Consider the following 12,789-nt stretch of genomic DNA (forward strand, 5'->3'; position numbering starts at 1 on the left):
GGCCGCTACCGTGGGGGCATGACCCGCATCATCGCCGGTACGGCCGGTGGACGGCGCATCTCCGTCCCCGAGGGCCGTAACACCCGCCCCACCAGCGACCGGGCCCGCGAGGCGCTGTTCTCCTCCGTGCAGTCCGACCTCGGCTCCCTCGACGGCGCCCGGGTGATGGACCTGTACGCGGGCTCGGGGGCCATCGGCCTGGAGGCCCTGTCCCGGGGCGCCGCGCACGCGCTGCTGGTGGAGGCCGACCGCCGGGCGGCCCAGGTGCTGCGGGACAACATCCAGACGCTCGGGCTCCCCGGGGCGCGCCTGGTCGCCGACCGCGTGGAACGGGTGGTCGGCGCGGACAACACCGGCGACCCCTACGACGTCGTCGTCGCCGACCCGCCCTACGCCGTCACCGACGCCGAGGTCGCCGGGGTGCTGGCCGACCTGGTCGGCCGCGGCTGGCTGGCCGAGGACGCCGTGGTCGTCGTCGAACGCTCCAAGCGCGGTGCCGAACCCTCCTGGCCCGAGGGCCTGGAACGCGACCGCAGCCGGGGGTACGGGGAGGCGGTTCTCTGGTACGCCCGCCCGTCGCCCACCACCACCCTCACCTGACGCCTGCGGCGCGGTACTTCCGTGCCCGTCGCCCACCACCACCCTCACCTGACGCCTGCGGCGCGGTACTTCCGTGCCCGTCGCCCACCACCACCCTCACCTGACACCCGCACCACACCCGTCCCAGCCCCGCGCGCTGGGCCTCCCGCCCCGTACGCCTCGCCCCCAGCCCCGGCGCGCCTCCCGGGCGACGGAGGGAAGCGGGGTTAGAACACGGCCAGGAGGAGGACGCCGGTTCGGGAGGGGGAGGCCCGGTTCGGCCGTCATGGCCGGCGGTGCGCCCAAAGCGCGCACACGTCCCGACCACGGGCGGAGACGACCGCTAAGCGGGTGTTGCCCGTATCCGCGCGGGGACCAACCCCTACCATCGCGGTACCCGAACGTCGTTCGTTGCTGAAAGGGGCGATCCACCGTGCGCCGTGTCGTCTGCCCGGGTTCCTTCGACCCGGTGACCTACGGTCATATCGACATCATCGGCCGGGCGGCCAAACAGTACGACGAGGTCGTCGCCGCCGTGCTCAACAACGTCAACAAGCGCGGCCTGTTCACGGTCCCGGAGAAGCTCGACATGCTCCGGGAGGGCGCCTCCGGGTTCGACAACGTCCGGGTCAGCGAGTTCGACGGCCTCCTCGTCGACTTCTGCCGGTCGAATGGCATCGAGACCATCGTCCGCAGCCTGCGCTCGGTCAGCGACTTCGACTACGAGCTCCAGATCGCCCAGATGAACTACCAGCTCTCCGGCGTGGAGACCGTGTTCATGACGGCGAACCCGCAGTACTCCTTCCTGTCCTCCAGCCTCGTGCGCGAGATCGCCCAGCACCGCGGGGACGTCTCCAGCCTGGTCACCCCCTACGTCCAGGAGCGCCTGCGCGAGAAGTACGAGCAGAAGAGGTCCGAGGGCCTCTGATCCGGGGCCTCCGGGCGCTCGGCTCCGCCGTCCTCCCCGCCACCGGGCCGGGGGCTGATTTGGGCGGCAGGGTACATGCTGGGTACAATCTCGGTTTGACCATGGGTACCGTCGGTTCTCGGCGTGCCCCGACACCGGCCGTGCCCGTCGCACGCGACGCCTCCCGCGCGTCCGGTGCTGCGCCCGCAATCCTCGTGAAAGCCCGATGACCCTGTCTCGCCTAGATCCTCGTGACCCGTTCGTGGTCGACACCCGCCAGCTGGGCCGCCAGCCGGGGTCGATGCGGACCGTCAACCGCATCGTGACCGTCCCCGAGGCGTTCGCCACGGCGATGGCGGCCGTGCCCGAGGGCAGCGAGGTCGAGTTGGACCTGCGCCTGGAGGCGGTGATGGAGGGAGTCCTCGTCACCGGCACCGCCCGCGGCCAGCTCACCGCGGAGTGCTCGCGTTGTCTGGACCCGATCTCGGAGGGCGTCGAGGCCGGATTCCAGGAGCTGTACCGGTACTCCGCCGACGACGAGGCGGCGGTGACGGGCGAGGACGCGGACGACGAGGATGAGGACTACTATCTGGAGGGCGATCTCCTCGACCTCGGACCCGTGGTCCGAGACGCCGTCGTGCTCGCGCTCCCGCTCACGCCGTTGTGCGGTCCGGACTGCCCCGGCCTGTGCTCCGAGTGCGGTGCCAAAATCGCCGAGGCCGGGCCCGACCACGGCCACGGCGACAACATCGACCCGCGTTGGGAGGCGCTCCGCGAGATCGCGGACGACCCCGGCGAACGATGAGCTCGTGCACCGATCGCGGACGGCCGCCCCCGGGCGCGCCCCCGCCGACCGGGGCACACCTTCCCCGCCACAGTGCGCGGGGTGACCGAGAGAAGCGACCTCCCGCGACCGCGCGGGGGTGACCCAGGAGGATTGAAGTGGCCGTCCCGAAGCGGAAGATGTCGCGGAGCAACACCCGGACCCGCCGTTCCCAGTGGAAGGCGTCGCGCCCGGTGCTGGTCAACTGCCCGCGCTGCCGCGACCCCAAGCAGCCCCACATCGCGTGCCCGACCTGCGGCACCTACAACAACCGCCAGGTCACCAACCCGGCCTAGGCGCGCCGTGGATCACATCGCTGGTCCTGCGCACCGCAGCCGAACGCGTCCGGCGGATGACGGGTCCGGGTCCTCGTACCCGGTTCCCCAGCCATCTCGGGGCGGATCCCGCACAGGGGTCCGCCCCGAAGTGCTGTCACCGGTCGGCGGGCGGTCTGAGCGGCCGTGCCCGTGCACGTGCTGAGTCACGTGCCCGTGCCCGTGCCTCCCCGCGTGCGCGGCGGGTGCCCGCGCCGGTGCGGGCGGTGTCCGCGCGGATTCGGACCCCTGTCCCCGTACTCCCCGAGCGCCGCCGTACGCGGGTTTGTAGAGTGATGTCGAGGAACAAAGCGTGATACACGACGAGCACCGGCGCGCGGGAGCGTGCGCGCGCCGCACGGCGGTCCGGGTTCTCCCGGGTTCCCGAGTTCGTGGTGGCTGCCGGGGGAGCGGAGCCTCCCGCGACGGTCACCTCGTTTTCGAGCACCCTGACGGAGCCGCGGGGGCCGCACCCGACTCCAGCCGTCCGCGCGCCGCAGCCCGGCGCGTACGAACAGGGAAGTGAACGAGTGGCCAACCAACTCCCCGTCTCCGAAGCCAAGGCGTTCCACCAGGCCATCGGCGTCGAAGTCGATCCGAAGATCCTGCTCAGGGCGCTGACCCACCGCTCCTACGCCTACGAGAAGGGCGGTCTGCCCACCAACGAGCGCCTGGAGTTCCTCGGGGACTCCGTGCTCGGCCTGGTGGTCACCGACACCCTCTTCCGCAAGCACCCCGACCTGCCCGAGGGGCAGCTCGCCAAGCTGCGCGCCGCCGTGGTCAACATGCGCGCCCTCGCCGACGTCGCCCGGGGGCTGGGCGTCGGCGCCTACATCCGGCTCGGCCGCGGTGAGGAGGGGACCGGGGGCCGCGACAAGTCCTCGATCCTCGCCGACACCCTGGAGGCCGTCATCGGCGCCGTCTACCTGGACCGCGGTCTGGACGTGGCCTCGGAGTTCGTGCACCGCCTCTTCGACCCGCTCATCGCCACCGCCTCCGGGCTGGGCGCGGGCCTGGACTGGAAGACCTCCCTCCAGGAGCTGACCGCGGCCGAGATGCTGGGCGTCCCCGAGTACCACGTGGACGAGAGCGGGCCCGACCACCAGAAGACCTTCCGCGCGACGGTCCGCGTCGCGGGGGAGAGCTACGGCCTGGGCGAGGGGCGCAGCAAGAAGGAGGCCGAGCAGCAGGCCGCCGAGTCCGCGTGGAAGGCCATCAAGGCCCGCTCCGAGGCCGCCGGCGCGGCCGGTGCCGTCTCCGGCGACGGGCAGGGGTGAGGCGGCCGTGCCCGAACTCCCCGAGGTCGAGGTCGTCCGGCGAGGCCTGGCCGAACACGCCCTGGGCCGCACGGTCGGCGCCGTCGAGGTCCTGCACCCCCGCGCGGTGCGCCGCTACCTGCCCGGTCCCGCCGACTTCGCCGCCCGCCTGTCGGGCCGCGTGCCCACCGCCGCGCGGCGCCGCGGCAAGTACCTGTGGCTCGTCCTGGACAACGGCGAGATGCTCCTCACCCACCTGGGCATGAGCGGGCAGATGCTGGTCCAGCCCGAGGGCAAGCCCGACGAGAGGCACCTGCGGGTGCGCCTGCCCCTGTCGGACGGCACCGAGCTGCGCTTCGTCGACCAGCGCACCTTCGGCCACCTGATGGTGGACGTGCCCGGGGTACGCGAGGACGTGCCCTCGTCGGTGGACCACATCGCCCTGGACCCGCTGGACCCCGACTTCGTCGCCGAGGACTTCGTGCGGGCGCTGCGGGCCCGGCGCACCGAGGTCAAGCGGGCTCTGCTGGACCAGTCGCTGATCAGCGGGGTGGGCAACATCTACGCGGACGAGGCGCTGTGGCGGTCCCGGCTGCACTGGGCGCGCTCCACGCGGGAGCTGTCCGACGCCGAGGCGGTGGAGCTGCTGGGCCACGTGGGCCAGGTGATGAACGAGGCCCTGGAGGTGGGCGGCACCACCTTCGACGGCCTGTACGTCAACGTCAACGGGGAGAGCGGCTACTTCGAGCGCGGGCTCAACGCCTACGGCCGCCGTGACCGCCCGTGCGGGCGGTGCGGCGCCCTGATCGTCCGCGAGGCGTTCATGAACCGCTCCTCCTACAGCTGTCCCACCTGCCAGCGGGCGCCCCGCGGCCGCGCATAAGGCCCCTTTGGCGTGTCGGCAAGCAAAGTATGTCTGCCAGGTAAGTAAGGAGTCCGTCCGTGGGGGACGAGGTCGAGGCCGTCCGGGTGACCGCGTGGGTGCGCGGGCACGTGCAGGGCGTGGGTTTCCGCTGGTGGACGCGGTCCAAGGCGCTGGAACTGGGTCTGGTCGGGGCGGCGACGAACCTGCGGGACGGCCGCGTCGAGGTGGTCGCCGAGGGCCCCAGGGACGCGTGCGAACGGCTTCTTGGCCATCTCAGGGGCGGTGCAACACCCGGTCGTGTGGACTCCGTGGTCGAACGTTGGTCCTCGTCTGGGGGGACGTTCACCGGATTCGACGAACGGTGAGTATGCTTGTGGGGTAACGCGATTCGAGCACACCGCGCGACCGCGGCGGTCCCCAGGGACTCGCGGCGGGACCTCGCGGGGTGTGAGGCGACCGTCGTGCGGCCAGTCCGCGCGTTCCGGCTGGACCCGGGGTGGCCGTGTTCGGATCGTGCGCTGCCACCTGCCCTGGATGCCTGTCCGGGGCGTGGCCGTTACTGACTGTCGTAATCCAATCTTGACCAGCGGCGCGCACAGTGAGACTCTGGAAGACACATCGCGCAGATCTTCCACCCGGGCCGGACCACCATCGGTCGGCTTTCCACGGGACATCACGTGCGCGGATCACCACTGGTCACTCAGTGTGGAGGACCCACATCATGGCGAAGGCTCTGTTTGGCCACGTCGGCGTCTCCGACCCCCGGATGGTCTCGGAGGTGCGGCGGCTCCGGAACCGGGTACGCGACCTTGAGGACGAGATCAGCCGTCTCCAGGCACAGAACGACCAGCTCAGCATGGCCGTCACCGATGCCGCCTCCGGCGCGACCGACCGCGAGCCGGCGCTCGCCTGACCTGACGACGTCGACGTTTCGGGCGCAGCCAGAGCTGCTCTTTCCGATGTGCTCGACCCACTGACGGGGACGCCGAACACGCGAGCCAGGCGTCCCTGGCCGAACCGTCGACGGACCGGGTCTGCTTGTCCCCAGTCCGCTTCGCCGCAGTCTTTCCTTTCCCTTGCGGCTCTTTTTACCGTTGTACCCGGCGGACCCTTTCGCAACCCTACGTGTCCGCCGGACATCCTCCCTCTTCCCCGCCCGGGCGCGGGCCCCAGGGCCGTCCGCCCGGGACACCAGCCCGAACCCCACCCTCAGGTCACCGCTTCGTGGCACCCTTAGGTGGTCGCGCTGTGTATCAACGGTGACCGTCGTGGGAGGTGTGGGTGTACCTGAAGAATCTGACGCTGCGCGGCTTCAAGTCGTTCGCGTCGGCCACCACCTTGCGTTTCGAGCCCGGGATCACCTGTGTGGTCGGTCCCAACGGCTCGGGCAAGTCCAACGTGGTGGACGCCCTGTCCTGGGTGATGGGGGAGCAGGGGGCCAAGTCCCTGCGCGGCGGCAAGATGGAGGACGTCATCTTCGCGGGCACCTCCACCCGCCAGGCGCTGGGCCGCGCCGAGGTCAGCCTCACCATCGACAACACCGACGGTGCGCTGCCCATCGACTACACCGAGGTCACCATCCGGCGGACCATGTTCCGCAACGGCGGCTCGGAGTACGCCATCAACGGCGACACCTGCCGTCTCCTGGACATCCAGGACCTGCTCAGCGACTCCGGCATCGGCCGTGAGATGCACGTCATCGTCGGCCAGGGGCAGCTGGACACCGTCCTGCACGCCGGTCCCGAGGAGCGCCGCGCCCTCATTGAGGAGGCCGCGGGCATCCTCAAGCACCGCAAGCGCAAAGAGAAGGCGATCCGCAAGCTCAACGCGATGCAGGGCAACCTGGACCGGGTCACCGACCTCACCGCGGAGCTGCGCCGCCAGCTCAAGCCCCTGGGCCGCCAGGCGGAGCTGGCCCGCAGGGCCGCCGTCATCCAGGCCGACCTGCGCGACGCCCGCCTGCGCCTGCTCGCCGACGACATCGTCACGCTCACCGGTCAGCTGGCCAAGGAGGAGGCGGACGAGAAGGAGGTCCTCGCCCGCCGCGGGGCCGCCGAGGCCGCCCTCACCCAGACCCAGGAGCGCGAGACCGAGCTGGAGGCGCAGGCCGCCGAGGCCGCGCCCGCCCTGGCCCGCGCCCTGGAGACCTACCACGCGCTGTCGCGCCTGACCGAGCGCCTGGACGCCGTGCGCGGCCTGGCCAACGAGCGCCACCGCAACCTGGCCTCCGTCTCCGACGAGCCCGTCCACCGCCGCGACCCCGAGGAACTGGAGATGGAGGCCGAGGAGGCCGCCGCCCAGGAGGAGGAGCTGCTCACCCGGCTGGAGGAGGCCCGCGAGGCCCTGGAGGCCACCGTCATCGAGCGCTCCGCCGCCGAGGACGCCCTGCACCGCGAGGAGAAGCGGCTGGAGGCCGCCAACCGCGCCTCCGCCGAGCGCAGGGAGGGCCTCGTGCGGCTGTCCGCGCGGGTGGAGAGCCTGCGCGGCCGACTGGCCTCGAACGGGGACGAGATCACCCGGCTGGAGGAGTCCGCCCGCCAGGCCGCCGAACGCGCGGAGCGGGCCCAGGCCGAGTACGAGATGGCCGCCGAGGAGGCGGCCGGTCTCGACGAGGGCGACGCCGAACTCGACGCCGCCCAGGAGGAGGCGGCCCGCCGCCTGTCCGAGGCCGACGCCGGGATCAACCGGCTGCGCGACGCCGAGCGCACCGCCGAGGGGGAGCGGGCCGCGCTCGCCGCGCGCAAGGAGGCTCTGGAGCTGGGGCTGGCGCACAAGGACGGCGCCGGCACCCTCCTGGGCGCCGACCTGCCGGGGATGCTCGGCAGCCTCGCCGCCCTCGTCCAGGTCGAGTCCGGTCAGGAGACCGCCGTGGCCGCGGCCTTCGGCACGGCCGCGGGAGCGGTCGCGGTCAGCGACCCCGACACCGCCGTGGCCGCGCTCGACCTGCTCCGGTCCGAGGACGCCGGCCGTGCCGGGATCGTCATCGCCCAGGCGGTCCCCGCGGTGCCCCGCGGGGAGTGGCCCGTGCTGCCCTCCGGGGTCCGCTACGCCCTCGACGCCGTCGTCGCCCCCGAACACCTGGCCGGAGCGGTCACCGCCCTGCTGGACCGCACCGCGCTGGCGGCCGACGCCCACGCCGCCCGCGACCTGGTCCGCAAGGTCCCCGGCGTGCGCGCCGTCACCCCCGAGGGGGACGTGTTCTCCGCCGCGCTGGTGCACGGCGGTTCGGCCGCCGCGCCGAGCCTGCTGGAGGTCCAGGCGGCCGTGGACGAGGCGGCCGGGAGGCTGGAGACGGCCACCGAGGCCGCCGGACGGATCGCCGCCGAGCTGGAGGAGCGCAGGCGCGAGCGCGCCGACCTGGCAGCCGAGGTCGAGGAGCTGACCGCGCGCCGCCGCCAGGGCGACCGCAGGCGCAACGAGTCCGCGCAGCGCTTGGGCAAGCTGGGCGGGCAGGCCCGTTCCGCCGAGGCCGAGTCCGAGCGGTGCGCGGCCGCCGCCGCCAAGGCCGCCGCCGCGCGCGGCGAGGAGGCCGCCAAGCTGGAGCGGCTGGAGGAGGAGCTGGCCGAGGCCGAGGAGGTGGCCGCCTCCATCGAGGAGGACGCGCCCGACCCCGAGACCCGCGACGAGCTCGCCGCCCAGGCCTCGCGGGCCCGGGCCACGGAGATGGAGCGCCGCCTGTCGGTGCGCACCGCCGAGGAGCGCGCCCGCTCGATCGAGGGCCGCGCCGAGCGGTTGCGCGCCCAGGCCTTCGAGGAGCGCCGCGCCATGGAGCGCGCCGCCGAGCGCCGACGCACCCGCGCCGCGCAGGCCACCATCGCCGAGGCCGCCGCCGAGGGCGCCCGCCTGGCCCTGGAGCGGATCGCGGTGTCCCTGGCCGCGGCCGAGGCCGAGCGCACCGCCGCCGAGGCGGACAAGGAGGCGCGCGACGCCGAGCTGCGGACCGTGCGCGCCCGCGTCCGCGAGCTGTCCGTCGACCTGGAGAAGCTGACCAGTTCGGCGCACAGCGGCGAGGTGGCCCGGGCCGAGCGCCGCCTGCGCCTGGAGCAGCTGGAGGTCAGGGCGAGCGAGGAGATGGGCGTCGACGTGCCCACCCTCGTCGCCGAGTACGGGCCGAACGTGCCCGTGCCCCCTCCGGGCGACGCCGAGGAGGACGCGGTCCCGCTGCCGTACGTGCGCGAGGTGCAGGCCAAGCGGGCCAAGGCCGCCGAGCGCCAGCTCAACCAGCTGGGCAAGATCAACCCGCTCGCGCTGGAGGAGTTCGCGGCGCTGGAGGAGCGGCACGCCTTCCTCAACGCCCAGCTGGAGGACCTCAAGAAGACCCGCCGGGACCTGATGGACATCGTCCAGGAGGTCGACGCCCGGGTGCAGGAGGTGTTCTCCTCCGCCTACCTGGACGTGGAGCGGGAGTTCGCGGCGATCTTCGGGCGGCTCTTCCCCGGGGGCGAGGGGCGGCTGCTGCTCACCTCGCCCGAGGACATGCTGACCACCGGTGTGGAGGTGGAGGCCCGTCCGCCCGGCAAGAAGGTCAAGCGCCTGTCCCTGCTCTCCGGCGGCGAGCGCTCCCTGACCGCGGTGGCCTTCCTGGCCGCGATCTTCAAGGCCCGGCCGTCCCCGTTCTACGTGATGGACGAGGTCGAGGCGGCCCTGGACGACACCAACCTCCAGCGCCTGCTGGTGATCTTCGAGGAGCTGCGGGCCGCCTCGCAGCTGATCGTGATCACCCACCAGAAGCGCACCATGGAGGCGGCCGACGCGCTGTACGGCGTGACGATGCAGGGTGACGGCATCTCCCAGGTGATCAGCCAGAAGCTGGAGCGCCCCGCCTGACGCACGGCCGGGGCCGCCCTCCCGGAGGGGAGAGCGGCCCCGTGCCTTCTTCGGGCCTCCGCTTCGCTTTGGCCCGACCGTCGCCCGCCATCGCCCGCCGGGGGCGCTTCGCGCTGAGGCGGGCTACCACCCTCAACGGGCGCTGCGCGCGGTTTTTCCCTGTTCGGGCGTCCGAAGAACGGGAACCTTCGGATCCTCCGGTGTGACGGCTCGTTCCCCGCAGTCCCACCCACGAATCCTCCAGAACCCCGTGGACGCCCGAACCAGCCCCCTTGGGGAACCGGCCTGAGCGGAGCCCCGAGGGGTGCTGCTAGCCGCGGTCGATGGTGATGACCGGGGAGGTCCAGGTCTCCCAGTGGTCGGGGTTGTCCGGGTCGCCGAGCGCCTTGAGCGCGCGGGCCTCCAGGCGGTACTGGCCGTCCCGGACCGGGGTGATCCGGTCGTGGCGGTCCAGGACCGTGCCGTCCCACGCGTAGCTGAAGAACGACGTCCCGGTCGCGCTGCGGTTCACGTGGTCCACCGACACCCCGACGTTGCGGTCCGGGTGCACGGGGCGCCCGGTGCGCTCGTCGACGACGGTCATCTCCAGCAGCGTGACGTGGTGGTCGAAGTGCGCGATGACGTACGGGACGTCGGGCAGGCCGTCGACCCACTCCAGGGTGTAGGCGGCGCCCTCGGGCTGGTTCTCGAACGTGCCGCCGCCCTCGCCCACGCACTCCAGGCCGGAGAACGCGCCGCACTCGGTGATCCTGGTCAGCCACGGCAGTTCGAGCACGTTGCCGCTGCCGTCGGTGATCGGGGTCATGGCCTCGATCTGCTGGTAGTCGCCGTTGTAGGCGGCGTAGGGGACCCGGTAGGTCTCGCCGCCGGTCTCGGCCACGGAGACGTAGCCGCCGTAGATCATCTGCTGGAAGTCCTGGGCGGGCGGGGTGAAGGTCACCTGCACCTCGGCCGTGCCGCCCGGCGCGACGGTCACCTCGTCCCGGTCGAAGGCCACCTCGGCGGAGGCGTCGTTGTAACCGGGGGTGAAGGTGTTGCCGTGGGTGCCCAGAGCGCTTTCGTGGTCCAGGGTGTAGGTGGCCTCCTCGTCACCGTCGTTGGCGATGGTGATCGTCTCGGTCACCTCGCCCTCGGTGGCGCCCAGGGACAGCTTGCCCGGGGTCACGGCGGTGGTGGCCAGCACGGCGCCGGGCACGTCCATCATGCCCGCGCCCTGGCGGTGGACGTTGTCGGTGTAGCCCGCGTCGGGGTCACCCCACCAGGCCTTGGGGTCGGCGCTGTTCTGGAGGACGTCGCGCACCTCGTGCGCGCCGAGGTCGGGGCGGGCCTCCAGCAGCAGCGCGACGCCGCCCGCCACGTGCGGCGAGGACATCGAGGTGCCGCTGATGGTGGCGTAGCCGCCCTTGGCCATGGGGTAGGTGGAGTTGATCAGGCCGCCGGGCGCGCCGATGTCCGGCTTCAGGGCCAGGTCGGGGGACAGGCCGAAGGAGCTGAAGGAGCTGATCAGCCCGCCGGTCGGGTTGGGGATGGTGGTGCTCTCACCGGTCCAGGACAGGGTGACGGGCTCGTCGCCCTCCAGGAGTTCCAGCAGGTGGGCGCCGGAGGTGTCGGAGATCCCGATGGAGAACGCGCCCTGGTCGACGATGCCGCCGCCCGCGAACATGCCGGGGACGTTGTTGTACATCACCACGCCGGTGGCGCCCGCGGCCACGGCCGCGTCGTACTTCTCGGCGAAGGTGCACGCGCCGCGCACCATCAGGGCTGTTCTGCCCTCGGGGTCGGCCTCCAGTTCGTCGCCCAGGGACGGGCAGCCGCGTCCGACGTGGACGAGTTCGTCGGTCTCGCCCGAGGCGGGCGGCGGGGAGGCCTCGCCCATCTCCATGTAGGCCAGGGTCTCGCCGCTGGGGTTGGCGGTCGCCGACGCGGACCGGATGTGGGTGTTGTCGTAGGAGGCGACGCCGATCACGTCCTCGCCCAGGCCGGGGGCGCCCGCGGAGTACAGGCCGGTGTCGCCCTCGTTGCCGATGGAGGCGACCACGACCATGCCCTCGTCGACCAGGTTGTCGGAGGCGACCGCGGTGGGGTACTGCGGCCAGGAGTGCGCCGAGCCGATGCTCATGTTGAGCACGTCCATGTCGTCGGCCAGGGCCCGCTCCATGGCGGCGATCATGATGTCGGAGGTGGTGGAGCCCTCGCAGCCGAACACCTTGTAGGCGCCGAAGTCCACGCCGGGCGCCACACCGGTGACCTCGCCCCGGGCGCCGACGATCCCGGCCACGTGGGTGCCGTGGCCGTGGCAGTCCTGGGGGTCGTCGTCGGGGGCGGGCACGGTGGTGGGGTCACCCGCGTTGAAGTCGTCGCCGACGAAGTCGTACCCGGTGACCACCCTGTCGTTCGGGAAGCCGCCGCCGCCCAGGTCGGGGTGGGTGTAGTCGACGCCGGTGTCCATGACTGCCACGCGCAGTCCCTCGCCGGTGAGGCCGAGTTCGTTCTGGGCGATGTCGGACCCGGTCATCGGCAGCGCGGTGTCCAGGTCGGGGACGCTGGTGTCGCCCTCGGGGACCTCGTAGGTGACGACGGGGTAGATGGCGCTGACACCGGGGATCTCCCGTGCCGTGCCCACCTGCGCGTCGTCCATCTCCACGGAGAAGCCGTTCCAGAGGTCGCCGAACGAGTGCCGTTCGGTGTACTCCAGGCCCGACTCCTCGGCCTCGGCGCGGAACGCCTCGTGCTCGTTCTCGACCTGTGCCGAGGAGGTGCCGGCGGTGGTCGGGGGGCTCTCCAGTTCGATGAACCACAGGCCGTCCGCCTGGTGGGTCAGTTCGCCGTTCTCGGCGGAGGGGGCGGGGTGCAGGGGGGCGAGCTCGGAGGCGTCGTCGGCGCTGGCCGGTGCGGCCGCGACCAGGCCCGCGACGAGTGTCAACCCGGCGAGCGACGCCAGGCGCGTGCGGTGGGGTACCACCTTGTCAACACATCCCTTCTCGGTGCGCGCCTCAGGACACCGGGGGAGCGGGGGTACCCCACTGGGTAAGGCTGTGGTGCTCAGGGGGATACGCCGCTTAATGTCCGTCATCGGTTAGTCGGCGCGCATAGCAACGAGATCATTGCCGTGCGCCATGAAAGTGTCAATGCTCACCAAGGCTCAATCTGGACACACAGGGGCCTGAACCATCCCTCTGCTTTGCAGAAGTAATCAAAACCGGCATTCTTCTCTTTTT

The 12,789-nt window shown here is 72.2% G+C and carries 10 protein-coding genes; 9 read left to right on the top strand and 1 reads right to left on the bottom strand.

Features of this window, described 5'->3' with window-relative positions:
* Positions 1-18 precede the first annotated feature (18 nt).
* From rsmD to smc, 9 genes are all read left to right on the top strand, one after another.
* The gene (rsmD, locus tag NDAS_RS01065) at positions 19-600 is read left to right on the top strand and encodes a 16S rRNA (guanine(966)-N(2))-methyltransferase RsmD (protein WP_013151265.1); all 582 of its coding nucleotides are present in this window, start codon (positions 19-21) and stop codon (positions 598-600) included.
* Positions 601-1,012: 412 nt separating this feature from the next.
* Entirely contained in the window at positions 1,013-1,507 is a 495-nt protein-coding gene (gene coaD / locus NDAS_RS01070; protein ID WP_013151266.1) for a pantetheine-phosphate adenylyltransferase, read from the top strand.
* 241 nt (positions 1,508-1,748) lie between these two features.
* Positions 1,749-2,291 (top strand): YceD family protein, encoded by a 543-nt coding sequence (locus NDAS_RS01075; RefSeq protein ID WP_041552178.1) that lies wholly within the window; start codon positions 1,749-1,751, stop codon positions 2,289-2,291.
* 137 nt (positions 2,292-2,428) lie between these two features.
* Positions 2,429-2,605 carry a 50S ribosomal protein L32 gene (gene rpmF / locus NDAS_RS01080; protein ID WP_013151268.1) on the top strand — a complete coding sequence of 59 codons (177 nt, stop codon included), beginning with the start codon at positions 2,429-2,431 and terminating at the stop codon, positions 2,603-2,605.
* 548 nt (positions 2,606-3,153) lie between these two features.
* Entirely contained in the window at positions 3,154-3,900 is a 747-nt protein-coding gene (rnc, locus tag NDAS_RS01085) for a ribonuclease III (protein WP_013151269.1), read from the top strand.
* 7 nt (positions 3,901-3,907) lie between these two features.
* Positions 3,908-4,762, top strand: coding sequence for a bifunctional DNA-formamidopyrimidine glycosylase/DNA-(apurinic or apyrimidinic site) lyase (gene mutM, locus NDAS_RS01090; RefSeq protein WP_013151270.1), 855 nt, complete (start codon positions 3,908-3,910; stop codon positions 4,760-4,762).
* A gap of 59 nt (positions 4,763-4,821) precedes the next feature.
* On the top strand, positions 4,822-5,109 hold the full coding sequence (locus NDAS_RS01095; RefSeq protein WP_013151271.1) for an acylphosphatase: 288 nt from the start codon (positions 4,822-4,824) through the stop codon (positions 5,107-5,109).
* A gap of 356 nt (positions 5,110-5,465) precedes the next feature.
* Positions 5,466-5,657, top strand: coding sequence for a hypothetical protein (locus tag NDAS_RS01100; RefSeq protein ID WP_013151272.1), 192 nt, complete (start codon positions 5,466-5,468; stop codon positions 5,655-5,657).
* A gap of 368 nt (positions 5,658-6,025) precedes the next feature.
* A complete protein-coding gene (gene smc / locus NDAS_RS01105) occupies positions 6,026-9,571 on the top strand; it encodes a chromosome segregation protein SMC (RefSeq protein WP_013151273.1) in 3,546 nt (1,181 codons plus the stop codon).
* Positions 9,572-9,881: 310 nt separating this feature from the next.
* Here smc and NDAS_RS01110 read toward each other — a convergent pair whose 3' ends face one another.
* Positions 9,882-12,533: a S8 family serine peptidase gene (locus NDAS_RS01110; RefSeq protein ID WP_013151274.1), complete on the bottom strand. Its 2,652-nt coding sequence runs from the start codon at positions 12,531-12,533 to the stop codon at positions 9,882-9,884.
* Positions 12,534-12,789: the final 256 nt, after the last annotated feature.

The sequence above is a fragment of the Nocardiopsis dassonvillei subsp. dassonvillei DSM 43111 genome, from assembly GCF_000092985.1.
GTDB classification, from domain to species: Bacteria; Actinomycetota; Actinomycetes; order Streptosporangiales; family Streptosporangiaceae; genus Nocardiopsis; species Nocardiopsis dassonvillei.

Coding starts and splice junctions, on each gene's coding strand:
- rsmD (WP_013151265.1), top strand. CDS start 19: ATGACCCGCATCATCGCCGGTACGGCCGGTGGACGGCGCATCTCCGTC.
- NDAS_RS01100 (WP_013151272.1), top strand. CDS start 5,466: ATGGCGAAGGCTCTGTTTGGCCACGTCGGCGTCTCCGACCCCCGGATG.